The sequence below is a fragment of the Thermodesulfobacteriota bacterium genome, assembly GCA_034189135.1.
GTDB lineage: Bacteria > Desulfobacterota > Desulfobacteria > Desulfobacterales > JAUWMJ01 > JAUWMJ01.
Genome location: JAXHVO010000081.1, coordinates 80,062 through 105,791 on the forward strand (window position 1 = coordinate 80,062; position 25,730 = coordinate 105,791).

The 25,730-nt window shown below is 43.5% G+C and carries 25 protein-coding genes; 11 read left to right on the forward strand and 14 right to left on the reverse strand.

Features of this window, described 5'->3' with window-relative positions; translation table 11 throughout:
* The first annotated feature begins 78 nt into the window (after positions 1-78).
* The 11 genes from amrS (at position 79) to SWH54_12120 (ending at position 11,071) form a co-directional block, all read left to right on the forward strand.
* Entirely contained in the window at positions 79-1,092 is a 1,014-nt protein-coding gene (gene amrS, locus SWH54_12070) for an AmmeMemoRadiSam system radical SAM enzyme (protein MDY6791993.1), read from the forward strand.
* A gap of 44 nt (positions 1,093-1,136) precedes the next feature.
* A complete protein-coding gene (locus SWH54_12075; GenBank protein ID MDY6791994.1) occupies positions 1,137-2,042 on the forward strand; it encodes a prenyltransferase in 906 nt (301 codons plus the stop codon).
* 72 nt (positions 2,043-2,114) lie between these two features.
* Positions 2,115-2,717, forward strand: coding sequence for an isoprenylcysteine carboxylmethyltransferase family protein (locus tag SWH54_12080; GenBank protein ID MDY6791995.1), 603 nt, complete (start codon positions 2,115-2,117; stop codon positions 2,715-2,717).
* A 15-nt stretch (positions 2,718-2,732) separates the two neighbouring features.
* Complete coding sequence (locus tag SWH54_12085; protein MDY6791996.1) at positions 2,733-3,416, forward strand: RIO1 family regulatory kinase/ATPase; 684 nt, start codon at positions 2,733-2,735, stop codon at positions 3,414-3,416.
* 144 nt (positions 3,417-3,560) lie between these two features.
* Positions 3,561-4,502, forward strand: a complete 942-nt coding sequence (locus tag SWH54_12090; GenBank protein MDY6791997.1) for a FlgO family outer membrane protein — start codon at positions 3,561-3,563, stop codon at positions 4,500-4,502.
* Positions 4,503-4,891: 389 nt separating this feature from the next.
* Positions 4,892-5,977 carry a branched-chain amino acid ABC transporter substrate-binding protein gene (locus tag SWH54_12095; GenBank protein ID MDY6791998.1) on the forward strand — a complete coding sequence of 362 codons (1,086 nt, stop codon included), beginning with the start codon at positions 4,892-4,894 and terminating at the stop codon, positions 5,975-5,977.
* Between the two features lie 136 nt (positions 5,978-6,113).
* Positions 6,114-7,016, forward strand: a complete 903-nt coding sequence (locus SWH54_12100; GenBank protein MDY6791999.1) for a branched-chain amino acid ABC transporter permease LivH — start codon at positions 6,114-6,116, stop codon at positions 7,014-7,016.
* 2 nt (positions 7,017-7,018) lie between these two features.
* Positions 7,019-8,239, forward strand: coding sequence for a branched-chain amino acid ABC transporter permease (locus SWH54_12105; GenBank protein ID MDY6792000.1), 1,221 nt, complete (start codon positions 7,019-7,021; stop codon positions 8,237-8,239).
* Positions 8,240-8,245: 6 nt separating this feature from the next.
* Complete coding sequence (locus SWH54_12110) at positions 8,246-9,034, forward strand: ABC transporter ATP-binding protein (GenBank protein MDY6792001.1); 789 nt, start codon at positions 8,246-8,248, stop codon at positions 9,032-9,034.
* Positions 9,027-9,734 carry an ABC transporter ATP-binding protein gene (locus SWH54_12115; protein ID MDY6792002.1) on the forward strand — a complete coding sequence of 236 codons (708 nt, stop codon included), beginning with the start codon at positions 9,027-9,029 and terminating at the stop codon, positions 9,732-9,734. The genes SWH54_12110 and SWH54_12115 overlap by 8 nt, the downstream gene beginning before the upstream one ends.
* A 572-nt stretch (positions 9,735-10,306) precedes the next feature.
* Positions 10,307-11,071: a TIGR04219 family outer membrane beta-barrel protein gene (locus SWH54_12120; protein ID MDY6792003.1), complete on the forward strand. Its 765-nt coding sequence runs from the start codon at positions 10,307-10,309 to the stop codon at positions 11,069-11,071.
* 104 nt (positions 11,072-11,175) lie between these two features.
* Here the strand turns inward: SWH54_12120 and SWH54_12125 are convergent, their stop codons facing one another.
* The 14 genes from SWH54_12125 to SWH54_12190 all read right to left on the reverse strand — a co-directional run bounded on the left by SWH54_12125 (position 11,176) and on the right by SWH54_12190 (position 25,578).
* Entirely contained in the window at positions 11,176-11,964 is a 789-nt protein-coding gene (locus tag SWH54_12125; protein MDY6792004.1) for an OmpA family protein, read from the reverse strand.
* The gene (locus tag SWH54_12130; protein MDY6792005.1) at positions 11,957-12,733 is read right to left on the reverse strand and encodes a MotA/TolQ/ExbB proton channel family protein; all 777 of its coding nucleotides are present in this window, start codon (positions 12,731-12,733) and stop codon (positions 11,957-11,959) included. The genes SWH54_12125 and SWH54_12130 overlap by 8 nt, the downstream gene beginning before the upstream one ends.
* A gap of 198 nt (positions 12,734-12,931) precedes the next feature.
* The gene (locus tag SWH54_12135; protein MDY6792006.1) at positions 12,932-14,092 is read right to left on the reverse strand and encodes a response regulator; all 1,161 of its coding nucleotides are present in this window, start codon (positions 14,090-14,092) and stop codon (positions 12,932-12,934) included.
* 344 nt (positions 14,093-14,436) lie between these two features.
* Positions 14,437-14,916, reverse strand: a complete 480-nt coding sequence (locus SWH54_12140) for a PilZ domain-containing protein (protein ID MDY6792007.1) — start codon at positions 14,914-14,916, stop codon at positions 14,437-14,439.
* Positions 14,917-14,949: 33 nt separating this feature from the next.
* Complete coding sequence (gene gspE, locus SWH54_12145; GenBank protein MDY6792008.1) at positions 14,950-16,710, reverse strand: type II secretion system ATPase GspE; 1,761 nt, start codon at positions 16,708-16,710, stop codon at positions 14,950-14,952.
* Positions 16,707-18,686 (reverse strand): type II secretion system secretin GspD, encoded by a 1,980-nt coding sequence (gene gspD, locus SWH54_12150; protein MDY6792009.1) that lies wholly within the window; start codon positions 18,684-18,686, stop codon positions 16,707-16,709. The genes gspE and gspD overlap by 4 nt, the downstream gene beginning before the upstream one ends.
* Positions 18,687-18,814: 128 nt before the next feature.
* Positions 18,815-19,660 carry a type II secretion system protein GspC gene (gspC, locus tag SWH54_12155; GenBank protein MDY6792010.1) on the reverse strand — a complete coding sequence of 282 codons (846 nt, stop codon included), beginning with the start codon at positions 19,658-19,660 and terminating at the stop codon, positions 18,815-18,817.
* An 84-nt stretch (positions 19,661-19,744) separates the two neighbouring features.
* Positions 19,745-20,623, reverse strand: a complete 879-nt coding sequence (gspN, locus tag SWH54_12160) for a type II secretion system protein GspN (GenBank protein ID MDY6792011.1) — start codon at positions 20,621-20,623, stop codon at positions 19,745-19,747.
* A 260-nt stretch (positions 20,624-20,883) separates the two neighbouring features.
* Positions 20,884-21,423 (reverse strand): type II secretion system protein GspM, encoded by a 540-nt coding sequence (gene gspM / locus SWH54_12165; GenBank protein ID MDY6792012.1) that lies wholly within the window; start codon positions 21,421-21,423, stop codon positions 20,884-20,886.
* Positions 21,420-22,871, reverse strand: a complete 1,452-nt coding sequence (gene pilM, locus SWH54_12170) for a pilus assembly protein PilM (GenBank protein ID MDY6792013.1) — start codon at positions 22,869-22,871, stop codon at positions 21,420-21,422. Before pilM ends, gspM begins: the two co-directional genes overlap by 4 nt.
* A gap of 36 nt (positions 22,872-22,907) precedes the next feature.
* A complete protein-coding gene (locus SWH54_12175) occupies positions 22,908-23,999 on the reverse strand; it encodes a type II secretion system protein GspK (GenBank protein ID MDY6792014.1) in 1,092 nt (363 codons plus the stop codon).
* Entirely contained in the window at positions 23,983-24,696 is a 714-nt protein-coding gene (locus SWH54_12180) for a type II secretion system protein GspJ (protein ID MDY6792015.1), read from the reverse strand. Before SWH54_12180 ends, SWH54_12175 begins: the two co-directional genes overlap by 17 nt.
* Entirely contained in the window at positions 24,659-25,072 is a 414-nt protein-coding gene (locus SWH54_12185) for a prepilin-type N-terminal cleavage/methylation domain-containing protein (GenBank protein MDY6792016.1), read from the reverse strand. The genes SWH54_12180 and SWH54_12185 overlap by 38 nt, the downstream gene beginning before the upstream one ends.
* Complete coding sequence (locus tag SWH54_12190; protein MDY6792017.1) at positions 25,069-25,578, reverse strand: prepilin-type N-terminal cleavage/methylation domain-containing protein; 510 nt, start codon at positions 25,576-25,578, stop codon at positions 25,069-25,071. The genes SWH54_12185 and SWH54_12190 overlap by 4 nt, the downstream gene beginning before the upstream one ends.
* Between the last annotated feature and the right edge of the window lie 152 nt (positions 25,579-25,730).

Genomic DNA, 25,730 nt, shown 5'->3' on the forward strand with positions numbered 1-25,730 from the left:
TTACAATACTTAACAATACTATCTGGAAATGAACGTACGGCAGCTATCTCGCTGTAAAGATATCAAGAGGGAGCATACATGAAAGCCTATCTTTTCGACACATTAAAGGATAATAAGGTTCAATGTAACCTTTGCAATCATCGCTGTATCATAAAGGAAGGAAAGCGGGGGATTTGTGGTGTCCGGGAAAACCGGGAAGGAACATTGGAAACGCTTGTGTATGGAAAGCTGATTGCCCGGCATATCGATCCCATTGAAAAAAAACCTCTTTTTCATCTTCTACCGGGCAGCCTGTCTTACTCCGTCGCAACGGTGGGCTGCAATTTCAAATGTCTTTTCTGCCAGAATGCAGATATTGCACAAATGCCGTCGGACAACCAAGGTATGATCATGGGAGATTCCAGCACTCCCGAAGATGTGGTTCATGCAGCGGTAAAAGGAGGATGTAAAAACATCGCTTATACTTATACCGAACCCACCGTATTTTTTGAATTTGCCCATGATACGGCAAAACTGGCAAATAAAAGGGGAATCTATAATGTTTTTGTCACCAATGGATACATGACATCAGAAGCCCTTAAAAAGATAAGTCCATATCTGGATGCAGCCAATGTGGACTTAAAGGCGTTTAACGATGACTTTTATAAAAAATATTGTTCAGCTAAATTAGAGCATGTCAAAAAAACACTGCAGACGATGAAAATCCTCGGTATTTTTGTTGAAATTACCACTCTGCTTATTCCCGGACTGAACGATGACAAAACTGAGCTGAAAGACTTGGCATCATTCATTGCAAAGTCATTAGGCCCGGGAACCCCTTGGCATATCAGCCGTTTTCATCCCACCTATAAACTGACCGACCGACCTCCGACACCGGTTAAAACGTTGGTGATGGCACGTGAAATCGGCATAAATGCAGGATTGAAATATGTTTATACCGGTAATGTACCCGGGGAAAATGGTGAAAAAACGTATTGTTATCATTGCAGCAGGATTCTCATCGACCGGTGGGGTTATACAATCAATAACAATTTAATTGAAAACGGCCGGTGCCCCCATTGCGGTGCAATCATAGACGGGATTGGCATGTAAAGGCTTTCAAAAGTGCCGTTTTACAAAGATCTCAGGGAATAACTATGGACAGGACAAAAAGTGCAGCGATATGGGGCCCTATGCGGTTGCCGTTTCTTGTTTTAACCCCGGCATGTGTTCTGCTGGGTGTTGCCACAACGGTATGGTCGGGAAGCGAATTAAATCTGTTTCATCTGATAGTCGTTCTTATCGGTGCAGTGGCAACGCACATTGGTGTAAATGCTTTAAATGAATATGATGATTTTAAAAGCGGCCTTGATTTCAAAACAGATCCAACCCCGTTCAGCGGTGGAAGCAAAGCCCTTCCTAATAATCCCCATAAGGCCCATTTAGGCCTTATCACAGGATTGATAGCCCTAGCGATTGCTCTCCTTACAGGAATATACTTTATCTACATACGGGGGTTTTGGCTTTTGCCTTTGGGTGTTTTTGGCCTGATTATTGTGGTCGTTTATACCAGATGGATCACCAAAAATCCGTTTTTATGTTTATTTGCTCCCGGACTTGGGTTTGGCCCGTTAATGGTAATAGGTACTGACTTTGTGCTTACAGGTTCATATTCGTCAACCGCTTTTGTCGCGTCCATGGTTCCTTTCTTTCTGGTCAACGATCTGTTACTGTTAAACCAGTTTCCGGACGTCACTGCAGATAAGGGTGTGGGGAGAAAGCATTTTCCCATCATAATCGGAAGAAAGGCCAGTGTAAAAATTTACGGTTTTTTTCTGGCAGGCGCCTATATAACCATTGTTTTAGGATATATGGCCGGAATGCTTCCCGTGGAGGCATTTCTGGCCTTTTTATCCATTTTCCTGGCAATTCCAACGGTAAAAGGAGTCGCCCAACATGCCAATGATATCCCCAAACTGATTCCTTATATGGGTAAAAGTGTAATCATCATTATCGCAACACCGGTACTGCTAGCGGTTGGTTTGTTTGTCGGTGGGCAATAAACATCCTTGACACATGAGATACCCTCAGTTAGATAAAGCCGTAACTTTTATGCCTGTTTGACAACAGGCCAAATGAATTCAAAACAAAACGAGAGCGTTTCTATGACGAAAGATATGGGACAGAAAAAATTTATCCATGATATAAAACACCGCAGGCACCGCTTCCGCCAGTTTCTTGGCATCGCTTTGACCATACTGTTTTCCGCGGCAGGGCAGCCTAAAACCAGCTGGTTTGTTGTTGGTGCGCTGCTGATTTTTACCGGAATTTCTGTGCGGTTGTGGGCGTCGGGACATGTAAAAAAAGATAAGGTCCTTGCCACTGACGGACCTTATGCCTTTGTGAGGCACCCGCTGTATGTAGGGAACATACTGCTTGGATTCGGATTCTCCCTGGCCTCCGGGCTATGGTGGTCTTTTCCCCTGCTGATTGTTTTTTTAATCGGTTTTTATCCCCCGGCCATTCGCAAGGAAGATGAAAAACTTCATCAACTATTTAAACAAGACTGGGAAAAATGGTGCCGGGATACAAAGGCGCTAATCCCACGCTTTACTCCGCTTCATAAAGAGCAGCATGGGGGCTGGTCATTTTGGCAAAGCCTGCGGCAAAACGGTGAGCCTATTATTGCACTTTTTTTACTTTGTTGTCTTTATTATCTTTTTCTCAAACTGATATAAACCGTGGTGACGCCGATGCAAAACCATATCAGCGGCATCAACGAAGACGAACTGCTTCGGTGGATTGAAACCAGCATAAGAACCGGATCGAATATTTTAAGCCACGGTTACCAGGGGCATATCTACCTTTATCAGGGTGAAAGCCGACGACTGATAATCAAGGCCCCTATGGGCTGGGGGGTAGGAAAATTCATCCGGCGGATCATGCTGCGTAATGAATTTCGGATTTATTCTAGGCTTTCCGGTGTTGGCGGAATCCCCCGCTGCTTTGGTTTTTTAAAGAAAAAATACTTGGCGCTCCAGTTGATAGACGGGGTGTCCATTAAGAATGCAAAAATTGCCAATCGAGAACAATTCTATAAAACCCTCCTCGACCTGATCAAAAACCTGCATGCCGCAGGCGTCGCCCACGGTGATCTTAAAAAAAAGGACAATCTCCTTGTGGTTGACCAGCAAACTCCCTGTGTGATCGACTTTGGTGTGGCGGTGATCAAAAAAAAGGGATTTGCCCCGCTAAATCATTTTATTTATAATATGTTAGTTAAGTTCGATTTTAATGCCTGGGCGAAGTTGAAGTATAACGGCAAACTGGAAAGCATTTCAGATAAAGACAGAGAATATTATCACAGGACTCTCGTTGAAACCGTATCTCACAAAATCAAGCGGATTTACCGAAATTGCAAACGGAGATTATTTTGACGATCTCAAAACCGCTGACGGATTAGAAAAAAGCCTTCGTTTATTTGGTACTGCATTGCCGGGTATAAAACATTTGACTCAAACCACAGCATTTTGATATACTTAAATAAAATTGATCGCCCCTTAATAAGGAAAGGAGACAAAGTGAAAAATATAAAGACCTATGCTTTAATTTCACTGTTTTTATTCAGTCTGGCCGGTTGTGCTTCCCGCCCTGTGACTGTGGACCAGCCGATACCTGATACAATCAAAAAAAGAACCCCCCGGTATGCGTCTTTGGACGACGCGCTGGATTATACCGGCAAAGCGCTGAGCAATGAATTGCAGGAAATTGCCAAAAGAGATGTTGACAAGGCCGGTAAGGCGACCGTCATTATCATCGCCGATTTTGCCACCGTTGAAGGAAAGATCACTCGTTTTAGCCGATATATCGCAGATAAATTAACCCCCTATTTTGCACGGTCTAAAAATTTTTCAGTTTTAGAAAGAGCGTTGATTGACAAAGTCATTGAAGAGCATAAATTCCAGGCGTCTCCCTTTGTGGATGAAGACTCAACTCAGGAATTCGGGAAACTTCTAGGGGCTGAAACCATAGTTGCCGGAACCATATCAGAGCTTGGCAATGCGTTTTATATCAATACCAAAGCGGTTGATGTCACCAAAGGAAATATATTGGCTTCCCTTGACGTTGAAATTAGAAGAAACGCCCGAATGGTTGACCTTTACCATTCAGATCTGCCTCACTTAAATAAAAAGAAAGTGATCACCAAAGTTTTTCGGGCTCAGGGAATCGGTATCCCGTCCTCAAAACATAAAAACAGGTCTGTGGCGAGAGCCCTTGCATTTCGAGCCGCCAAGGGAGACGCCATGCGAAATCTTCTTGAGCAGATACAGTCCACCCAAATCACCTCCGATACCAAGATTAAAGACATGATGGCGGAAAACGACACCGTCCGTATTCAGTTAAATTCAAGCCTGCGGGGAGCCCGCGTGGTCAATAAAAAACAAATGCCGGACGGTTCGGTTGAAGTGGAAATGGAAGTGGAGCTGACCGAAGATTTTATCAATGCAGTTTATGGCGAGTAACAAAATGATTTGAGGTGTTTCCCAAAAGCCAATTCTGCTGGCGTTGCAAAAAAAAGTCTAAGGGCTTCCTTCCTGGGTGGCACAACGCCTATCTATGAACGCTGAAGAGAAAGTAATCTTTTTGCACTCCCGCAAACCCCATCTAATATATTGCGTAAAAACAAATAGTTAAACATTTAGTTGCCGCTGCATTTTGGGCCAGGCACAATAATTTCTTTGCCTATCCCACAAAAAAATAAATTCTGTCTTGACTACCACCCCACATCCTATTATATAATCCACGTTTTAGTTGCACAGTTGGATGGGTTGTATATCATTAAAACCATAAAAGAGGGGGAGTTATTATGAGAAATCGTTTTAGAAAGCTTTTAATTCCGGCAATCATTGGAATGTTCCTGGTGCTGACCATGTCCGGCAGCGGACTTGCTGCAAGTGCAATCAAGCTCGGAGTTGCTGGCCCGCACAGCGGTGATCTGGCGTCTTATGGTATCCCGACCATTAAGGCGGCAGAGCTGGTGGTCAAGGATATAAATGCAAAGGGCGGCGTTCTCGGCAAAAAGGTGAAGCTTTTGGTGGAAGATGATGTCTGTAAACCGGAGATAGCCACCAACACGGCGACCAAGCTGATATCCCTAAAGGCGGATATCGTGCTGGGACATATCTGCAGTGGCGCTACCAAAGCCGCTCTTGGAATCTATAAGGATTCCAAGCTGATCGCCATGTCTCCTTCTGCCACAAACCCTGCCCTGACCCAGAGCGGCGATTATCCCAATTTTTATCGGACCATCGCTTCAGACGATGCCCAGGCAAAACTGGAAGTCGATTTTGCCCTTGACGTTTTAAAGCTGAGCAAAATTGCGGTGCTTCATGACAAGGGTGACTATGGTAAAGGTCTGGCAGAATTTGCCAAGGCTTTCCTGGAAAAAGACAAACGAGCCAAAGTCGTGCTGTACGAAGGGATTACACCGGGTGCAGTTGATTATTCAGCGGTTGTGCAGAAAATCAAACGTAAAAAAGCCGAGGCGGTTATATTCGGCGGTTATCATCCTGAAGCATCAAAGATAGTGAGCCAGATGCGCAAAAAAAGAATGAAAACCATTTTTATTTCCGATGACGGCGTAAAGGATGATACCTTTATCAAGGTGGCCGGCAAGTATGCTGAAGGAGTCTATGCGACCGGCCCCAAGGATGTGTCAAAAAATCCGATGGCTATTGCCGCCAATGAGGCCCATAAAAAGGCATACGGGAAAGATCCGGGTGCTTTCTTTTTAAATGCCTATTCGGCTGCACTGGCATTGCTCAATGCCATCGAAAAGGCGGGTTCTACGGATTATAATGCCGTTTCAAAAGCCCTTACCACCGAGTATGTCCAAACCCCCCTTGGCAAGATAAGCTTTGACAAAAGAGGGGATGCCATCGGTGTCGGTTTTTCCATGTACCAGGTGCAAAAAGGCGTCTATGTTGAAGTAAAATAAAACAAATCATATAAAGGGCAGGTTTTTTAACCTGCCCTTTTAATTTAAACATCAGATTTGTTAAAGCAAAGCGCTGTTTGCCTTGGCCCTTTAGTCTTGCTTTGTGCCTTAAAAATGGAGATTGTTGCTTTTTATTATGGATTATTTCCTAGAGCTTTTTCTTGGAGGACTGACCCGCGGGAGCATTTACGCCCTGATCGCCCTGGGCTATACCATGGTTTACGGGATTATTCAGCTGATTAATTTTGCCCATGGTGAAATATACATGATCGGGGCATTTACCGCCCTGATTGTGGCCGGTGTCCTGACCATGCTGGGGTGGAATCATATTGCCATTATTGTCATCGCGGCATTTATTGCGGTGATTTATTCATCGGCCTATGGTTATACGGTGGAAAAAATCGCCTATAAACCGCTGCGTTATGCCCCGAGGCTGTCCGCCCTGATCAGTGCCATCGGTATGTCGCTTTTTCTGCAAAACTATGTTCTGTTGGCACAGACCTCCGATTTTCTTCCATTTCCCAGCTTGATTCCCGACTTTGAGTTTTTAGAACCCTATGCGCACATTATCAGATCCACGGAGATAGTCATTGTGGCTACAACCACGGTTGTCATGATTCTGCTGACCTTTCTTATTAAATTTACCAAGATCGGCAAGGCCATGCGCGCCACTGCCCAGGACAGAAACATGGCCATGCTGGTTGGGGTGGATGTTAATCGGGTCATTTCCGTCACTTTTATCGTCGGGTCTGCCACCGCCGCACTGGGTGGGGTGCTGATTGCCTCTCATATCGGTCAGATCAACTTTTATATTGGCTTTATAGCCGGTATAAAGGCATTTGTTGCCGCAGTACTCGGCGGAATCGGCAGTATCCCCGGAGCAGTTTTGGGAAGCCTGGTTCTTGGGTGGACCGAAAGTTTTTTTACCGGCTATGTTTCCAGCGATTACGAAGATGTTTTTGCCTTTTTGTTTCTGGTTTTTATTCTGATATTCAAGCCGTCAGGTATTATGGGGCGTTCTGAGCAGGAGAAGGTATAGAATTGATTAAAATCGATGAAATAAAAAAATCTTTTTTTGTCTCGCTCTGGTTTATGTTTTTGACCTTTCCCATCATGGTGATCCGGGTCAATACCATTGAAAAAGTGATCCAATGGCGCTGGGAAAGGATGTTTTTTATCGGAGTCGGAACTTTTATTCTTTCCTTTGTCTGGCGTTATCTCATAAAGCGAAAAGAGCTGGGGATAAAAAAGGCGGAAGCCGGTGATGTGGGGAAAGCACCATTAAGCCAGCGGATTTTTGAAGAACGGCGGGTCTATATACCCGCTCTGATCGCGGTGGCTGTTTTTATTATCGCCTTTCCCTTTGTTTTTTCCATGTACCAGACCAATATCATGCTGACCGCACTTATTTATATCATGTGCGGGCTGGGCCTTAACATCGTTGTGGGCCTGGCCGGTCTTCTCGATCTTGGATACGTTGCTTTTTACGCGGTGGGAGCCTATGGCTATGCATTATTGAACTATCATTTTGGCGTCAGTTTCTGGTTTGCACTTCCCATTGGTGCAAGTATCGGCTTTTTCTTTGGAATACTGTTAGGCTATCCGGTGCTTCGTTTGCGGGGAGACTACCTGGCCATTGTTACCCTGGGTTTTGGAGAAATCATACGGCTTATTTTGGAGAACTGGAATGAATTTTCTTTTGGGCCCAGTGGTATTGCCAATATTCCGCGGCCGGGATTTTTCGGTATCCAGTTTTCTCTTCACCATGCCACCATTTATATCTATTTTATCATGATTGCCCTGGTTATTTTTACCATTTTTGTGGTGAGCAGGCTGCAAAATTCCAGAATAGGAAGGGCTTGGATTGCTTTGCGTGAAGACGAAGTGGCTTGCCAGGCCATGGGAATTGACAAAACCAAGACCAAGTTGACCGCATTTGCTTTGGGGGCCACATGGGCCGGAATGGCCGGCGTCCTTTTTGCCGCCAAGACCACCTTTATCAATCCGGCCAGTTTCACTTTGTGGGAGTCGATCTTTTTCCTGTGTGTGGTGGTGTTGGGAGGAATGGGATCGGTTACCGGGGTTATTTTCGGTGCACTTATATTGGTTCTTTTACCTGAATACCTCAGGGTATTTGCCGAATACCGTATTCTTTTATTTGGAGCTGTTCTGGTGGTCATGATGGTTTTTCGTCCCGGCGGCATTATCACCAACGTGCGCAGAACATATAAGTTTGAAGGTTTAGCTAAGAATAATAAATAATAAAATATGGAACCGATACTGGAAGTTAATAATCTGACCATGCAATTCGGGGGGCTGCGGGCACTGGAAGATCTCGACCTTGATGTGAAAGAGGGAGAAATCGTTGCCTTGATCGGCCCCAACGGCGCGGGGAAAACCACTTTTTTTAACTGTATTACCGGAATTCATCAGCCGACCAAAGGGGATATGTTTATTTCACCACCCGGGAAAGAACGAAAAAGTATCAATGGATTAAAGCCGAACCGTGTTACCGAAAGGGGTATGGCGCGAACATTTCAGAATATTCGTCTGTTTCCCAATATGACCGTTCTGGAAAATGTAATGATCGGGCGGCATTGCAGAATGTCCGCGGGTATTTTAGGTGCCGTATTCAGAGGCGGATCAACTGTCAGGGAAGAAAAGAAAGTGGTGGAAGACAGTTATGCCATGCTGGAAAAGATAGGACTGACTAAATATGTCAATGAGCTTGCCATGAACCTTCCCTATGGCGCCCAGCGGCGCCTTGAAATCGCACGGGCCATGGCTACCGAGCCTTTTTTACTCCTTCTTGACGAGCCGGCTGCCGGTATGAATGTTAAGGAAACCCGGGAGCTTGATGAGTTGATTTTGCAGATTCGCGACCAAGAAAAAGTATCCATACTTCTGATTGAACATGATATGAAACTGGTGATGAGTTTGTCTGATCGTATTTTTGTGGTCGATTACGGAAAGAAAATTGCCCAGGGAACGCCGGATGAGATCCAACACAATCCTGCGGTGATTAAGGCCTATCTTGGAGAAGATATCGATGCTTAAGCTTAAGAACGTACAGACTTTTTATGGAAACATCCAGGCGTTGAAAGATGTGACCATTGAGATATCCGAAGGAGAAATCATTACCTTAATCGGCGCAAACGGGGCAGGAAAAACCACCACACTGATGTCGGTTTGCGGTGTGGTCCCTCCGAGATCAGGTGAAATTTATTTCCTGGGCCAACCGATACATCATACTCCGCCCAACCAGATCGTTTCCCTCGGGGTCTGTCAGGTTCCTGAGGGTCGACGTATTTTCCCCTATTTGACCGTTTTGGAAAACCTGGATATGGGGGCATTTCTACGAACAGATAAGACCGGCATCAAAAAAGATTTAGAATATGTGTTCGAGCTTTTCCCTATTCTGGCCGAACGACGGCATCAGGCAGGCGGAACGCTCAGCGGCGGGGAACAACAAATGCTTGCGGTTTCCAGAGCGATCATGTCCAAACCAAGGTTGCTTTTACTGGACGAACCTTCATTGGGTCTTGCACCACTGGTGGTTAAACAGATTTTCAGTATTATCAAAAAGATCAATAGCGAAAACAAGACCACCATTTTTCTGGTTGAACAAAATGCCAATCTAGCCCTCAAAGTGGCCCACAGGGGGTATGTCATGGAAACCGGTCGAATCACTCTGTCCGATTCAGCGTCAAATCTTCTGTCCAATGAACAGGTTAAAAAAGCCTATCTGGGGCAGTAGGTCCCGGCACCTGCAAGACAGTGGTTTAAAAGTGCTGTTTTGTAAAGGTCTCTAAAATTTAAAAGCACGAAATCTGTCCATTTTGCAAGATTGGGCGAAACCAATCCGAATATCCAGCGTCCTGATTTCTTACACTTATACTGTTTCTCATAAATTTTCATGCCCGACTGGGCACAACGAAGCATGAAACCAAAGGCTCGACCGGGGAATCGCCTATTTGCCCGGTACAAAACTTAACCAATGAGATCGGTATCGTACACGCCCCCTATCTTCTCAGTTAAATCGATACAGGCAGAGACGATCAACGCCGCCGTGGTATTCTGTCCTTTGGGGCTGGTTCAAATCTAATTGAAGTCTGCCTCAGGCAGACCGTACGTTTATTTATAGATCAGATTATTAAATTTTGTACTGGGCAAATAGGCGATTCCCCGGTCGAGTCAAGCTACGTTTGAAAAACGAATGTTTATTTCTAATGAGTATGTGCCGAAATATGGAATTGCAGTATATGTGGTTGTAGAAAAAACCATTTACCTGACAGAACGCCTTTTAACTACCACTATAAGGAGGTCCCTATGAAAAAAATGATACCCATTATTTTGTGTCTGCTGCTGATCGTTCCGACTGCCTCTTATGCACTGGGTCTTGAATTCGCGGTTGGTGCCTGGAAGCAGTCTCCTGAGGGTTTTATGTCATATGAGCAGCTCACCATCGACGATGAGCTGGATCTGGAAAGAGATTGCAATTATGACGATGAAACCCGTTTCAGCGGAAGAATGAAGATCGATATGCCCCTGGCTCTACCGAATATATATCTTATGGCCTCTCCCATCGAGTTTGACGGTACGGGCTCGAAAACGGTTAGTTTTAAATTCGGTGATGATACATTCAATGCAACTGATCCATTTTATTCCAAGCTCACCCTTGACCATTATGATGTGGGTTTTTACTATGGGATTCCCGCCATTGAAACCCTATCCGCTGAAACGCTTAATCTGGATCTGGGGCTTAATATCAGGATTTATGATTTTGAAGCCCAAATTAGGCAGGATACAGCAGGCCTGGAGGAATCAGAAGACTTTACCCTTCCTGTTCCCATGGTTTACCTTGCATTGCAGGTAAAACCGGTGGATAAACTTTCCATTGAAGCAGAGGCCAGAGGAATTTCATACAGCGGAAACCAGCTGTACAGCCTCATCGGTAGGGTGAAGCTTAATATTTTTGGACCGCTGTTTACCGCTGCAGGGTATCGATATGACAAACTGAAAATTGACGAAGAAGACGTTGAAGTGGATGTTGATTTTAGCGGGCCGTTTGTTGAAGCCGGGTTTAAGTTTTGATGGCGTGGTAAAAATTACCGCCATTTCGCTGATTCGGTTTTTCAGGAACTTGACATACTATAGCTATCGGCTTGTTCCTGAAAAACCACCGCGCCGCATTTTATTTACTTTTCCATCCGGGGTTTACGAGGAGACTGGGCTTTGAGGATAATCTCCACTCGCCGGTTTTTACTCCTTCCCTCTGCTGTATCATTGGGTTCCCGTGGACGATATTCGCCATACCCCATGGCTGAAATGCGCGAGGGTTTTATATACGTTTTGTGCAACAGAAATTCTGCCACAGAAGCAGCGCGGGCAATGGACAATTCAAGGTTTGACTTATAGATCCAGTTGCTTCTCAGCGGGACATTGTCGGTATGACCGGTAACGGTTATGTTGCCTTTTGTTTTTTGCAAAACCGACCCTATCTTTCGTAACAACGGCTTCATCTGCTGTTTAATATCTGCTTTGCCGGAATCAAAGGTTGTTTCGCCCATCAGCCGGACACTTATTTCTTTATCACCGACTTCCACCTGAATCAAATTTTTCATGCCCTGTGAAAGGGTCTCTACGGCTTTCTTAAGCTCTTCTCCAATGGTTTTCTTTTCCTGGGTGACAATAAACTCTTCACGCTGCTGGATGGCAATGAGCTCCTGGTCAAAATCCTTGGCGATTATCTTCATTCCTTTGGCAGGCTCCATGGTTTTGACCTTGCGCTGAACCCCAAAGGCATTTCTCAGGGACCCGGCCACCTGCTTGTATATGGCTCTATCCATTTCAGAAAAAGAGAGTAAAAGAACAAAAAAGCACAGAAGCAGGCTCATCAGGTCTCCGAAAGTAACCACCCAAGCAGGTGCGCCTTCACTGACTTCCATTTCGAGTTGTTTAATTTTTGCATTTAACTCGTTATTCATGTTTTGCCTTTGTTGTTTCGGCTTTATTCCGATCCTTGGGTGAGAGGTAGATTCTTAGCGACTGATCGAGTACCATGGGAGAAATTCCCTGGGCGATTCCAAGGGCTGCCTCACGAATGATACTTTTGTTGTCCTGCTCCTGCTGACTTCTAAAAGCGAGTTTTTCTGCGATGGGGAGGCAAACAAGGTTGGCGATAAGAGCGCCATAAAGTGTGGTGAGCAGTGCAACAGCCATGGCAGGACCGATGCTGCTGGGATCAGCCATGGAGGCCAGCATCTGCACCAGGCCGATTAACGTTCCGATCATTCCAAAGGCCGGTGCCGATGAGCCCATGCCCTTAAAAACACGCTGGCCGACAGAATGACGCTGCACCGTCAGACGGATATCCTTATTAAGCATATCCTCAATAAGGCCCTCATCAATACCGTCAGACAAATATTGAACGGCCTTGGCAGTGAATTCGTCTTCTGTTTTTTCATTTTCAAGAGCGATCAGCCCTTCTTTTTTAGCAATTTTTGCCAGGGCAACCAGTCGGGTAACCGTCTCATCAGGGGGTTCCATTTTAACTAAAAAGGCCTTCATGGCCACTTTTATGGTATTAATCACATCTCCCATGGAAAATTTAATAAAACATGTGGCCAAAGTACCTCCAATAACAATCAGAAATCCGGGAATGTTGATGAATATCATGGCACTGCCGCCGATAATGACGGCAGAAAGCACTAAAGCAGATCCTCCTACAAGCCCAATGATGGTTGCAATATCCATTCTATACCCTCATATTTGGTTATTTCACAAAAAATATTTTCATAAAACTTATCAAATTAGTAAAAAGTCATTTTTCACCACTGATCTCGCAGAGATTGCAGAGAATAAATTTTTTCTTAAATAAGGATCTCTGTGTGCTCCGTGTACTCGATGGTAAATTCGGTTTTTTACGAGTTCATCTAACTCACGTTTTCAGTTTTAGAATTTATAAACGCATACCGTATCTGCAATGCAATCCAGCTTGCGATAGTTGATCAACTTTTCGATCCCATGGTTGGTTAGCTTAGTGAGGCCGGGCAACACAAGGGCCCCGCTTTTCATGCGGACACTACTTGTTAGCACCATCCCTTCCTTAAGATCATCCAATGAAATTTTTAAAAAATCTTTTTCTTCTTCCTGTTTAATATTTTCCAGATTTATTTCCAGCAGGTAATCTACCAGGTCGCTGTCGAGTTGATACCCCCGTTGCTGTTGCAGTCTGTCCGGGATATCGTTCAGAGGAATTTTCCACTTTTTAACCAGACTGTCGTAGTTGGAGGCAGCAGAGATAATCCTGGACAATAATGGTATTTGTTCTCCTTTCAATCCGTCCGGATAGCCGCGACCGTTTACCTGTTCATGGTGGCTTCTTACCAGTATGGAAACAGGCTTTAGCAATTCGATTTCCTGTAAAATGATTTCTCCCTGGACCGGGTGAGACATATAAAGTTTTTTTTCATCTCCATTCATTTCAGTTCTTTTCTTTGATACTATGTCCTTGGGTAAACCGACCATACCGATATCGTGGAGCAGTCCGGCAGCCTCTAGAACAGGCAAATCGTCCTGGGGAACATCAGGGTGAAGTTTGGCAAGTCTTACGCACAGTTTGGCAACCCGTTTGCAATGTCCTCCCAGTTGTTCGTCTACCACTTCAATTAAATTGGTAAACATTTGAATGGTCTGATAATAGTTTCTTTCTATTTCAGTGTGCTGGTCATGAAGTTTTTTTTCCAGGCTGATAAGTCTTTCGCCGATTTTGATGCGCGCTCTAAATTCTTTATTGTTGACCGGTTTGGTAATGTAGTCATCGGCTCCGACCTCAAGACCCTGAATAATATCCTGTTGCGTATTCCTGGCACTGACCAGAATAATATATATGTAGTTGTTGAACTCGCTGTCGCGAATTTTTCGGCACAGCTCCAGCCCATTCATTTTGGGCATCATCCAGTCTGTCACCACCATGTCCACACTGGTGGACAAAAGCGTTTTCCAGGCAGCGCTTCCGTTTTCCGTCACATAGACCGTATGCCCCCAATCTTGGAGAATTTTTTCTAAAAACTGTCTTGCAGGTGCCTGATCCTCTACAACCAGTATGTGCATGAGTTATCACCATGAGTAATGGAAAGGTCATCAATGCCTGTTTGAAATTCGGGTTTTTTGTTTGATAGCTAATATATCGGCAACAAGAAGGAAAAACTTAAGAAATTTGTTGCAAAAAGAGAAAACCTTTCATCACCGGAAACGTGAAATAGGAAAGCGGAAATTGGGAACAGATAAAACGAGGCGATGCGTTGGATATCGATAAGTTGGCAGACCGGTTGTCAGGTACTATCTGGCGCGACTTTGATCACCGGTTCTATAGTTAAACTCGACCTGATGTTGAATATTTTGGGGAAAATTACTATAATATTGACGTTTGGTTAACGCTTAGATATTTCGCCATATCAGAACAGATAAAATCCAATCGCCTTGTCACTCGGGTCGGAGGGGTGAACGGATACAAACTCAATTCCAAATTCAAGGCCAAAGTCTTTTTTAATGATACATTCTTTTTTAATAAGAGATCGGTTTTTATCGTCCAGGTGAAATTCCACCATAATCTTGTCACCAACTATAAATTCTCTCTTTGTATTAAGTTTTATTCTTAAACCGGTGCGGGATACATCGGTGACGACCATGGTCCCCTTGTCTTTCGGGATGTCGGAAACAATATGAATGAAGGTTCCGGGAAAATTGGATTTTTTCCTGAATTGTTTTCTTTTTTCTATCAAAGCATAATAGATATTCCCGCAGGCGCACTTTACCTTTACCCTTTCTGCTTTTTCCAGATTTTCATATTTTGCAACTTCAACCGTTCTCGGTTTATTGCATTTAGGGCATTCAAAGGTAATGGTATTATCACTGCTGATAAAAGCTTTTTGCATTTTTCCCTTACTCCTTGAAATAAAGTTAAAGGATTACTGCTGCGTCACTCTCAACACCTCCTCAATGGTAGTCATGCCTGATAATATTTTTAACACCCCATCTTGACGCAGCGAAACCATTCCGCTTTTTAACGCAGCACTTTTTATCAGGTTTGAGTCAAATGTTTTCAGTATAAGGTTTTTAAGCTGATCACTTAAAACCATGATTTCAAAAAGGCCGATCCTGCCCTTGTAACCTGTATTTAGACATTCTTTACATCCGTTTGCTTTACAAATATGACCCCTTTGGGTTTGATCCGCATTAATTCCGATTCTGCTGAGAGCGATACTTTCCGGGAGATAGCTCTTTTTGCAACTACTGCACAGGACACGGGCCAGTCTTTGGGCGACCACAGCAAGGACCGAAGATGAGATTAAAAAAGGCTCCACACCCATATCGACTAAACGGGTAATGGCGCTGGCCGCATCATTGGTATGAAGTGTGGAAAAGACAAGATGCCCGGTGAGGGCAGACTGGACAGCGATCTCTGCGGTTTCTCGATCCCGAATTTCACCGATGAGAATCACATCGGGGTCCTGCCTTACAATGGATCTCAGCCCCTGGGCAAAGGTCAGATCAATCTTGGGGTTGACCTGAATCTGACTAACACCCTTAAGCTGGTATTCAACCGGGTCTTCAACAGTGATTATATTTATTTCCGGTGTGTTGATGGATGATAAAATGGCATAAAGGGATGTGGTCTTGCCGCTTCCGGTAGGGCCGGTGACCAGAATGATTCCGTTGGGAGATTTAACCAGGTTTTCCAGAAGTTTAAGCTTTTTTGGCAGCAGACCAAGATTGGAAAGGGTAAATAATTTAGCTGTCTTATTCAGCAGTCTGAGCACCACACGTTCCCCAAATGAAATAGGAATGGTGGAAACTCGAACATCGATATCCTGGTCTCCCATTTTTACTTCCAGGCGGCCGTCTTGAGGAAGCCGTTTTTCGGCAATATTCATCTCAGCCATCACCTTAATTCTCGATATCAATGGGGCCTGGATCCATTTTGGAGGAGTGAGCAGGTCGTACAGAATGCCGTCCACACGGTATCGCACCTTAAAACTGTCCTGATAGGGTTCGATATGAATATCACTTGCGCGGGCTTTGATTGATTGGGAAAGGATGTGGTTTACCAGCTTTATAATCGGCGCAGAACTGGTGTCATCCAAAAGATCTGCGGTATCCTCAATTTCACTGATAATAGAACTGCCGTTTTCTTCCATATCCTGGACGAGTTGTTCGGCGGAATCTCTGTTCAAGTCATAAGCCAGATTTATGGCGGAAAGTATGGCAGTTTTGGTTGAAAGAACGATATCGTAATCGTTCAGTCCGAGAATGTTCACCAGGTCATCAAGAGGTTGAAAGGATGTGGGATCGTTAATGGCAATGATACATTGCGTTTTGAAATGACTTTTTTTTTCAGCTTTTCTTTGATTCGGAATAATCGCATTTTCAAGATCTGCTTGTCGGGAACTGTTGGCAAGGGGAACCATGGTAAATTTTTTTAGAAACTGGATCGGGACGTTTGCGGTCACATCATTTCCAATAGTTTCCAAGGAAAGCTCAGGCCAAAAAGGAATATTATATTGAATGCTTAAGGCTTCAAGGAGTTGTGATTCAGTAATTATTTTTTTCCTTAAGAGTATTTCTCCGGTGTTTTCGCCTTTTTCCTTTTTAATCTGCTGCGTTTCATCCAAAATCTGCTGGGAAATGCCGAAACGATCGCTCAGTATTTGTGACAGGTGTGTGATCATCGCCCATCCGGTTCCCGGGAAGTGGAAGTACTTTTTTTTGTGTTTGTTTTATACATTTTAATACTTCCTTTTTCGACTTCACTAATTTTTTCTTTCTTCTGATTATACAACTTTTGGGCATCGGCTCTATTATTTATCACATGAGGAGTCAGGAACACGAAAAGATTGGTCTTTTCTCTCCCTTTTTTCCTCGATTTAAAAAGCCAGCCCAGCAGGGGAATATCTCCGAGTATGGGAACTTTGTACTCGGTTTTAGAAAAGCTGTCGTCAATAAGCCCGCCGATGACCACCGTGGAGTTGTCATCCACAATTACGGTGGTATCTATGGTTCGTTTTAATGTGGTCGGTCGAAAGTCGGTGGTTGATTCCAGCCTGGCAACTTCCTGGGAAATGGCAAGGCGAACCATCCCATCCTGGCTGATTTGGGGGGTAATCTTCAACGATGTGCCGACATCGCGGTATTCATAGGAACTATATGTCTCCGTCCCACCCTCTGCAGTCGATCTTGTCTGGAAGGGGATATTCTTTCCCACATAGATCTTGGCTTCCTCATTATCCGTCGTGAGAAGCTGGGGCGTTGAGATAATTTGAACATCCTTATCTTTTTTATAGACTTCTATGATGGCTGCAATAGTGGGAAAGTCAATACCTGAAATATTAATGGCTTCACCGAAGACCCCGAGGGAAAACCCGCTGGGCAGTGCTCCGGTCGCAGCCAGCCCTGCTAAAGAGGTGGCTTCATCCCCGCTGAATCCGCCTCCGGCAGCTCCGTCTTTGTCGTCGTGGTGTGCCTCCCCAAAACCCCTCCATTCGGTGCCGAGTTTAAAATCCTTGTTTGTATTGACTTCCATGATGAGGCATTCAATGAAAACCATTGCCCGGGGAATGTCGAGTTTTTTTATGATTCCTTCCAGTATTTGGTAATCTTCGTTGTCTGCCATGATGATCAGGCTGTTGGTTGCTTTATCCGCCGTAATGGTTGCCTGGCCTGAAAGAAGTGGGGCTTTTCCTCCTTTTGCAGCCGTTTTGCTCTTGCCGGATGTCTGTGCCTGAAGAACTGTAGCCAGTTCTTCAGCGGTGGCATGTTCCAGATAATACACACGGATTTTTCCCTTGTCTTTGGGGGTCGGTTTGTCGAGCATACTGATCAGGCTCCTGACTCTTAAACTGTCCACCTCACTGGCAAGCAGAACCACTGTATTGGTCCGATCATCAGCAATGAGCGTGATGGTTCTTTCCGATGCGCCTTTTCTGGCCGCTTTTTTCGGCTGAAAAACAGAACTTAAAATCTTAACCAGTTTTTCCGCGTCGGCAAATTCAAGGGGAATAACGGAAATTTCATGGCCGATTCCGGCCACATCGATTGCTTTTAGAATTCGAATCAAACGTATGATATTTGAATGGAAATCTGTGACAATCAGCATGTTTGTCGGTGAATAGGCCAGAACGACGCTGCTCTTTGAAACCAGTGGGGTAAACAGCTTCTTTATTTCAGACGCATTGGCATATTTTAACGTGATGATTTGAGTGATAATCTTATCTTCCGGTGAAGCCGCACTTTCTTTTAGCAAGGTTTTAATATTCTTGGTCCGCGCTTGCGGTGACGGAATGATTTTGATTACTTTACCGGCTGCGACAGTGGCATAACCATGGACTTCCAGCACAGACTCAAAGACTTTATAGGCCTCTTTTACCGAAATTTTGGAAGGAGAAATCACCGTTACCTTTCCCTTGACCTTGTTATCCACCACAAAATTTTTCCCGGTCAGTTCACTGATGAACTTGATAAAAACGTTTATATCCACGCTGTTAAAGTCAATGGAGATAAAACGTTTGGGGTCTACTTTTCCTTTTAGTTCTCCGGAGCCTGTAGTGTTTTTGCCTGTCTGGGCAAATGACAGGCAGGCAACCGAGACAGGTAAAATAAGAATAAGTAAAAAGATAATCACTTTTGATATGTAGACGTATGATTTCATTTTTTTACCCGTACTTTCGGTTTATGGGCGGCATAATTAAAAGCAATGATAAAAACACCTGGAAAAGAAATAGGAAATAAAAATTCATTCTGATTTTGCATGAACCGATTATAATCAATTTGTTAAAATTATTCAATATTATATTCTATGGTTCTATTTCGGCCCCTTCTTTTGATGTCTATGGCCATATTGGAAGACGATTTTAGATTTTCGTATAATTTCAAAGCATCGTCCACCGATACAAGACTGCTTCCATTCACACCGGTTATGATATCTCCGCTTCTAAGCCCCATCCTCCGGAAAATAGATCCCCGCTGTATGCTGGATAGCATAAGGCCGGCGGCCCGTCCGTTTTCAGTATGGGGTCTGATTTTCACCTGTTTCATTAGTTCATTTACATTTTCAACCGATCTTTCTATCTGCGAACGCTTTAAGGTGATGTTTTGTCGGCGTGATTTTCTTATCACGCGGGGAGGTCTTCTGGCAACTGCACGGCCCCGCATTTCCTCTATTTCCAGAACTTCATCCTGGCCGTTTACACTCAATATGACTTTTTCTCTAAAAATCATCTTAACCGTTGCGTTTTGGACGGCATCTCCCATTTTGTAAAGATTTTGCTGTCTGGACTTGGCTTCCTCAATCACTGCATAGGTCTGCCCCCCCAGACCCGAAACAGTCCCCCAAAGTTTCAGCTTCAGCTCTGTTTGTTTCAGTGTTGCTATTTTAATCGAAGCCGGTTTTGAGTCCGCATTTTTATTGGTGTTAAAAAGATTTCGCTTAACTATCGGCTGATAATAACTCAACGGCTGGCTGGGTTCATCTTCCCCGCCTGATATCTGCCTGCCGCCTATTACCTGGGGAGGAGGAACAGGATCCAGCCGGTAGCTGGTCACTTGGTAAAACCCGCTGATGCTGAAGTAAACGGCAATGGTTATTAACACGATGTTCGATATCGTAAAGTATCTGCTTGTCATGGTTATCACAGCAATTATTTTGTGTCTGTTTATACCCCATGGGGAGAAAAAGGTTCCCCAATCTCCGTTCAGCGAACACTTACATTATTTCACAGTATATTCAGGGTGATCAATAGTACCGCCAACCTTGAAAGAAAAGGAACGGCTGCCCGACATTTTTTCAGGGAATAGACTCGCCAGAAGATTTTCTTTCATGCTTTCGAAAAAAAAAGGTTTGAGTTCAATCTTTCCTTTCAGGTTTAGCACACTTGAGCCAAAGCTCTTTTTTACAACGGCAGAGCCGGAAATGTTTGCGTTTATTTGGTGTCCTTCAATGATGCAGCTTTTTAGCTGCAATCTTTTGTTTACGGTGGTTAAATCGGCTTCAATTTTGTTGAAAGTAAAGGTTCCATGGTTGAAGACAGGTTTATTAAATTTTATGTTGCAGTCTGATATGCCTAGCGTTGCTTCCATGATCCTGTCGGAACCTTTATTATTACTGTAAGTCACCTTTCCGTCAAGTATTCCGGAAATTTTATATATTTCTTTGTTGCTGCCGGCCGGAATTTGTACGGCAGGTATATCTTTTAGCTGAATTCCTGTCAGGTCCGCATCAATTTTAATATGTCCGGCATTGTCACCAATATTTCCCCTTCCTTTGATTATGCCGTCACCGGCAACGCCTTTAAATGAAAAAGCTTTTTTTGAGCTCAAAAGCGACAAAAATCCCGGTACTATTTTTATCGTTTCAGCATCCAACAGCAAACTGCGAATATAGTAAAAGCTTACATTGTTCAGTCGGACGCCCGGAGGAAAAGCCGGGCTTATGGTATTGATGGAAATGGACACATCCGGATGAATACCGCTCAGTTGATGCTCAATATATGTTTTAACGGTATCCGAAGGAAAGAGAATATAAAGAAAAAAAATAAGCGCGGCAATAATATAAGATATGTACAATAATATTTTCTTTGTTTTATTCATGATCTTATTTAGTTAGCAACATTATATGGATGGTTTATTGTCAATTTCAGCCATATGCTTTTTTACGTTGAAAGAAAATGTTACGGATTACGAGTTGCGTGTTGTTGGCAGGAAAGTTATACCCCGCAACCCGTAAACCCGGAACATATACAAAATAACCAAACAAACAAGTTCTAAAAATCCGCATAATGGTTAGCGTTGAATTTCATTGTGGGGATAATGACTTTCAGCTATTTACCATGAGCTGCAGCCTCAGTGAATCATATTTCGGCAGTTTCGATCTGCAGTATGGCATTTATGTATCTTTCTTTACCACCTGTTTTTACGATCGAAATTCTCGTTATGCTCACCACATTTCTGGACGTTTCAACCCCATGCAAATAAGAGGTAAGCTGTTTTAAGGTGATACCTTGAAGCTTCATTTCAACTTTTGAAACCTTAAATCCGTTTTTTCCCATGTCAGATGTCGAAGGTTTCATATAGGAGATATGATTTTTAATCCCCGATTTATCAGCAAGTCTGTCGAGAAAGGAAAAAAGCGTGAAATCTTTTTTCCTTGCCTCAAAGCGTTTTTTGGATAACCTGGCCGTTTCCCTGATTGTACCATATTCGGATTGAAGCAGACGCATCTCTTCAAGCGTTTTCCTTTGAGCCTGAAGCGTTCTGGTCAGACGATCTCTTTTATTGATAAGCGGAAAAATAATAAACTGTATAACAATAAAGAGCGCGATTAAAACCGATGCCGCATAAACCGCATACTTTTCACGCTGATTTAAATTTTTAAGTTTATCCAGATTCATAAAACAACCTTGAGTTTGAAACGGATACGGGTCCCTGATTTTTCTTTGCTGGTAGAGGTAATAATCACTTTTTGAAAAAGCTTCGATTCCTCGAGTCGACTCTTTATTTCATCTGCAGAGTTAAAAGTATCTGTAATCCCTGACACCATAACGTTTTCAGGGCTGATGACCAGCCTGGTAAAATCGACATCCAGCTTGTCCGGAATTCTTTTGCTAATTTCATTTAACACATCAATACTGCGAATGTATTTGGTTGTTTCCGACGGAAAGAAGGTACTTTTTTTCGCCTCATTTATTTTTACCTTCATCTGTTGCAATGGATCGACTATTTTGGTGACTTCCGGAAAAGTGGTTTTAAAAATATCGGTGATCTGGTGGTTTAGATGGCTTATTTTATTATTAATGAAATAAAAGTTGAGTATGAAATTTAACAAAGCAAGCGCCAATACCACTCCGGCCAGAGCACCTGTTTTTACCAGGCTGGTTTTGTGTCTGGCTAAAAATTCGTTAACCACAAAACTGTCTTTATGGAAATTAAGCCTGTCGTTTCCTTTGTCTTCATTAAGTGCAAGCGCCAGTGCATTGTCAAGCTTGGCAAAGTTGAAAGAACTCGCAGCGTAATTTTCAATTCCACTATCGATTTCCCGAAAAAGCTCTATTCGATGGACGGGAACATTGAGCAGATCTGACAGCTGTTTTTCAAAATTAAGCTGAATGCAGCCCGGGCCGGTTGCTCGGATTTCCTCCGGCATAAAGTCGGTATTAAAAAGCTCTGAAAATGCATCTGTGGTTCGCTGGATGTTGATGCCAATTGATTTTATGGCAGAAGAAGTATTTGCAGGAACCGGAAAGCTGCGAATAAGGGATATCCGATTCGATGCAACGGCAAATAAAGTGGCTTTATCGACTTCAATGTCTGCAAAAAGCCAATTTTCAGGAGTATGGGCAGACTTCGCCAGGCAAAGAGTCGGGTAATAACCGCCGATCGTTATGATTTCAGGTTCGATCCTGAACGATGCCAGCGTGTCGATGTATTCCTCCAGAATGACTTTTTTAATGCCGGCAGCGATAAGATCGGTATGACCGGCATTTTCTGAAATAGTTATGGTGTGAAAATCGATTGCCATATCCTCCACCGCAAACGGGAGTGTCGGCTCCAACTCATAAGGAAGAATCTGAATAATTTTTTTCTTATTGGTAAAGGGAACTCGGATATTTCTAAACAATGCCTGATTGGCCGGAAAAGAAGCCACACATGTACAGCCGGTTGCGTCGATCTTTTCGACAATTTTTTTAACAGCACCAGCCAGAGTGTCTTTGGACTCTTTTTGTTCAGATAGCGAAACAATATCATAAGCCTCTATCTGAACAGATTTGCTGCCTTTGTTTAAAAGAACATAAGATACCGCGTGGTGACGTATATCAAGTCCGAGAGTTTTCCGGTTCATCCGTTTACCTCTAAACTATAATCCATGAGCCGTCAGCTATGAGCTGTATCTGCTTAAGACCTTGCATTTCCACTTTTTATCTTTTTTATCCTGTTCACGTCTGATCACAGATGTAATGCTGTATTTCATATCGCGCAGGGTTGCGGTCGACTCAATGCGAAAAATATTGCTTGAAGTGGTTATTAGATCAGCATTGATTTTAAGATCACCGCAACCAGGCACTTTTTTGTACCAGGTGGAACTTGAAAGGTCGTGAATATATTCCTCTCCTTCGGTTTCCCTTCGATATTCGTCAATCAGGGAAGCAAGGTCTTCGTATCCTTCAGGCATAAGCGCAATTAACACAGGCAGCTCGGCGGTATTGATATTTATCTTACCTTTAAAGGTAAATGTATTGTCTCCGGAGCTTTCAATGCCGTAAACAGTCATATAGGCAGAAATTCCGGGTGTTTCTTCTGTGCCGTAATAAAATTCCGGCAAAATACCTTTTACCAGCAACAGATCACTCATGTCGCTGAACAATCCATTTTTGCAAGGGTATCCCGGATCAAGGTCCTGGTAATATCCCGATTCAGCCCCATTTAACCCGGTAATGGCATCATCATCGTCGGAATCAAGCCAGTCTTTGGCAGAAGAGATTATCGCAGTGGGATTACTTTCAGTTTCAAAAAGGTCGGGCAAGATAAAAAGGCGCAGAAACCTGTCCCATAAAATCCGCTGAGATTCATTGAATATCCGGCTGTCAGGGAATGTCACCAGGGCGTTTGCCTGTATTCTGCTGAGTTCATCACTGATTTTTACGCTAACATTTCCGTCTTCAAAAGAGGTGCTCAACAGGAGAGCGTTAATTTTATCAGGGTTTGCCCAATCTTCCTGGATAGAATCGATTTCTGAATCCATCCTGTCTTTTACCAGCATCGCCATGGCCACATTTATGCCGGAAGATGCCATGGTTGACAGGGTGTGTCTGTCTCTGGCTGCGGCTGCCGAAAATACCGATACGCGTGCCCTTCTGTTTAATTCCAGTGAAGTTGCCACCAACACCGTTATAACGGAAAGGGTGACAAGAAGGGCCATTCCTTTGTTATTTCCGGTAAAACGTACCATTATTTTAAGATTTGCGTTCAATTTTATCCCTGAATACAGGCAGTTTTATCATGGTTTCAAAGGGCAAAAATTTTGCCTCATGACCTATTTCGAGTGTGATCTTGATGGCCGTGGGGGTTGAATAACCGACATCCGCTGAATCAGAATCCCACCTGTCATATTCACTGCCCTGTTGGTCATAATATTTAAAAACCAGTGATTTGACACTTTCACACAACACCGGATCGCTTTTTTTTTCTTCAAACGGTTCATAGGGGTACAACGTGTCCCCCCGTCTCAGCACATAGTTTGTTTCATCCGACTTTTGAACATAATAGGCAATCCGGGCAATTCCTTCTTGAATGCTTTTTTCAAGGGATACGTGGGCGCGGGAGGCAAACATAAGTCGGGAAAAACTTTCACCCCCTGCATCTGCTGTATCCCCTTTAACTTTGAAAGGGTCTTCATCGTCATCGATATCCACAGGAGTGTATTCCGGAGGCAGGCATATATGCAAAGATCCAAGATCATCATCTATTCGGCTTAGACAGCTTTTTGCCATTTCATATACAGCCATATCTTCTTCAACAGCTTTAGCATTAGAAAAAACAAGATTGTGTGATCCGAATATGGTGGTTATAATAATGGCAAAGATAGAAATAGCAATGAGGATCTCAAGCAGAGTAAAGCCGGTTTCCGTGTTAGCGGAAAAATTTGTATAATCTGATGCGGTAAACATCCTCGTCCTCATTTAAGGATATGGTGACTTCGATTTGTCTTAAGTCTTTCGTAATCTCCCCCAGCGCCTCAGATTCAACCTCTTTAACAGAAACTCGCCATTTATAACCGGAAAATTCTGTTGTAAAATCACCGGAATCATCACCAAGTTCATCAACCGGTTTGGTTTCAATTTCCGTCAAAACCTTTTTTGCCAGCATGGGAGCGGTGGTCTGAAACCTTGAAATGAAATTCATACCGATGGTCTGTGCATGCATTCGATATACACTTACAAGTACAATGGCGATGATTGATGTCGCCACCATAATTTCAAGGAGGGTAAATCCGCTGTTTGATCTGTATGTTTTTGTGTAAACTTTTTTTAAAAAAATAGTCATGAATTTTCAAAATCTACATATTTTTGATACAGTTTTACCTTGGGAAGAAACGGCTCAATTAAGAAAGAGATCTTTTGCTCATCGTCCCCTTGAATGTGGATGAGCGCCTTGTCCGAGTGACCTGTTCTGTAAAAGCAAATATCCGCCTGTCCTCCAGATACGATTCCCCTTTGCGGGAATTCCACATTAATTATTTTTACATCTTGCGGAATTTGAAATCCTTTTTCATGTGCCCGGTGAAGATCCTCCTCCGTCATTGTTTCATCTGACACCCACACTTTTTTTGAATCCATATTGACGTGCAGAATGCACAGCTTTTGTCTAGATGTAGAATACTCTTTTAAAACCCTCACTTTTCCTATAATCCACCTGGAGGTATTATTTACATTATCTGTCAGTACTGCGTTTCGCAACCGGGGAACAGCAAAAAAAAGCATAATACTGATTAAAGAGATTACAACGGTAATCTCAATGAGAGTAAATCCGCTGTTTTGTTCAGGTTTCATTATTTCTGCTTTACGGCCATTTGAAAAAAAGGTTTTACAATCACCGCTATGTAGGCGTTCACAGGTGCTGCAGATGTGGGTGATCAGGGCAATCAGCTATAGTCTACTATGCTGATTGTCCTGATCGCGCGCAGGTGCGGTACCTGTGAATG

Excerpts from the sequence above, each read along its gene's own strand:
- amrS (MDY6791993.1), top strand. The coding sequence starts at position 79 with ATGAAAGCCTATCTTTTCGACACATTAAAGGATAATAAGGTTCAATGT.
- SWH54_12075 (MDY6791994.1), top strand. The coding sequence starts at position 1,137 with ATGGACAGGACAAAAAGTGCAGCGATATGGGGCCCTATGCGGTTGCCG.
- SWH54_12080 (MDY6791995.1), top strand. The coding sequence starts at position 2,115 with ATGAATTCAAAACAAAACGAGAGCGTTTCTATGACGAAAGATATGGGA.
- SWH54_12085 (MDY6791996.1), top strand. The coding sequence starts at position 2,733 with ATGCAAAACCATATCAGCGGCATCAACGAAGACGAACTGCTTCGGTGG.
- SWH54_12095 (MDY6791998.1), top strand. The coding sequence starts at position 4,892 with ATGTTCCTGGTGCTGACCATGTCCGGCAGCGGACTTGCTGCAAGTGCA.
- SWH54_12100 (MDY6791999.1), top strand. The coding sequence starts at position 6,114 with ATGGATTATTTCCTAGAGCTTTTTCTTGGAGGACTGACCCGCGGGAGC.
- SWH54_12110 (MDY6792001.1), top strand. The coding sequence starts at position 8,246 with ATGGAACCGATACTGGAAGTTAATAATCTGACCATGCAATTCGGGGGG.
- SWH54_12115 (MDY6792002.1), top strand. The coding sequence starts at position 9,027 with ATGCTTAAGCTTAAGAACGTACAGACTTTTTATGGAAACATCCAGGCG.
- SWH54_12120 (MDY6792003.1), top strand. The coding sequence starts at position 10,307 with ATGAAAAAAATGATACCCATTATTTTGTGTCTGCTGCTGATCGTTCCG.
- SWH54_12125 (MDY6792004.1), bottom strand. The coding sequence starts at position 11,964 with ATGAATAACGAGTTAAATGCAAAAATTAAACAACTCGAAATGGAAGTC.
- SWH54_12130 (MDY6792005.1), bottom strand. The coding sequence starts at position 12,733 with ATGGATATTGCAACCATCATTGGGCTTGTAGGAGGATCTGCTTTAGTG.
- SWH54_12135 (MDY6792006.1), bottom strand. The coding sequence starts at position 14,092 with ATGCACATACTGGTTGTAGAGGATCAGGCACCTGCAAGACAGTTTTTA.
- SWH54_12140 (MDY6792007.1), bottom strand. The coding sequence starts at position 14,916 with ATGCAAAAAGCTTTTATCAGCAGTGATAATACCATTACCTTTGAATGC.
- gspE (MDY6792008.1), bottom strand. The coding sequence starts at position 16,710 with ATGATCACACACCTGTCACAAATACTGAGCGATCGTTTCGGCATTTCC.
- gspD (MDY6792009.1), bottom strand. The coding sequence starts at position 18,686 with ATGAAATCATACGTCTACATATCAAAAGTGATTATCTTTTTACTTATT.
- gspC (MDY6792010.1), bottom strand. The coding sequence starts at position 19,660 with ATGACAAGCAGATACTTTACGATATCGAACATCGTGTTAATAACCATT.
- gspN (MDY6792011.1), bottom strand. The coding sequence starts at position 20,623 with ATGAATAAAACAAAGAAAATATTATTGTACATATCTTATATTATTGCC.
- gspM (MDY6792012.1), bottom strand. The coding sequence starts at position 21,423 with ATGAATCTGGATAAACTTAAAAATTTAAATCAGCGTGAAAAGTATGCG.
- pilM (MDY6792013.1), bottom strand. The coding sequence starts at position 22,871 with ATGAACCGGAAAACTCTCGGACTTGATATACGTCACCACGCGGTATCT.
- SWH54_12180 (MDY6792015.1), bottom strand. The coding sequence starts at position 24,696 with ATGTTTACCGCATCAGATTATACAAATTTTTCCGCTAACACGGAAACC.
- SWH54_12185 (MDY6792016.1), bottom strand. The coding sequence starts at position 25,072 with ATGACTATTTTTTTAAAAAAAGTTTACACAAAAACATACAGATCAAAC.
- SWH54_12190 (MDY6792017.1), bottom strand. The coding sequence starts at position 25,578 with ATGAAACCTGAACAAAACAGCGGATTTACTCTCATTGAGATTACCGTT.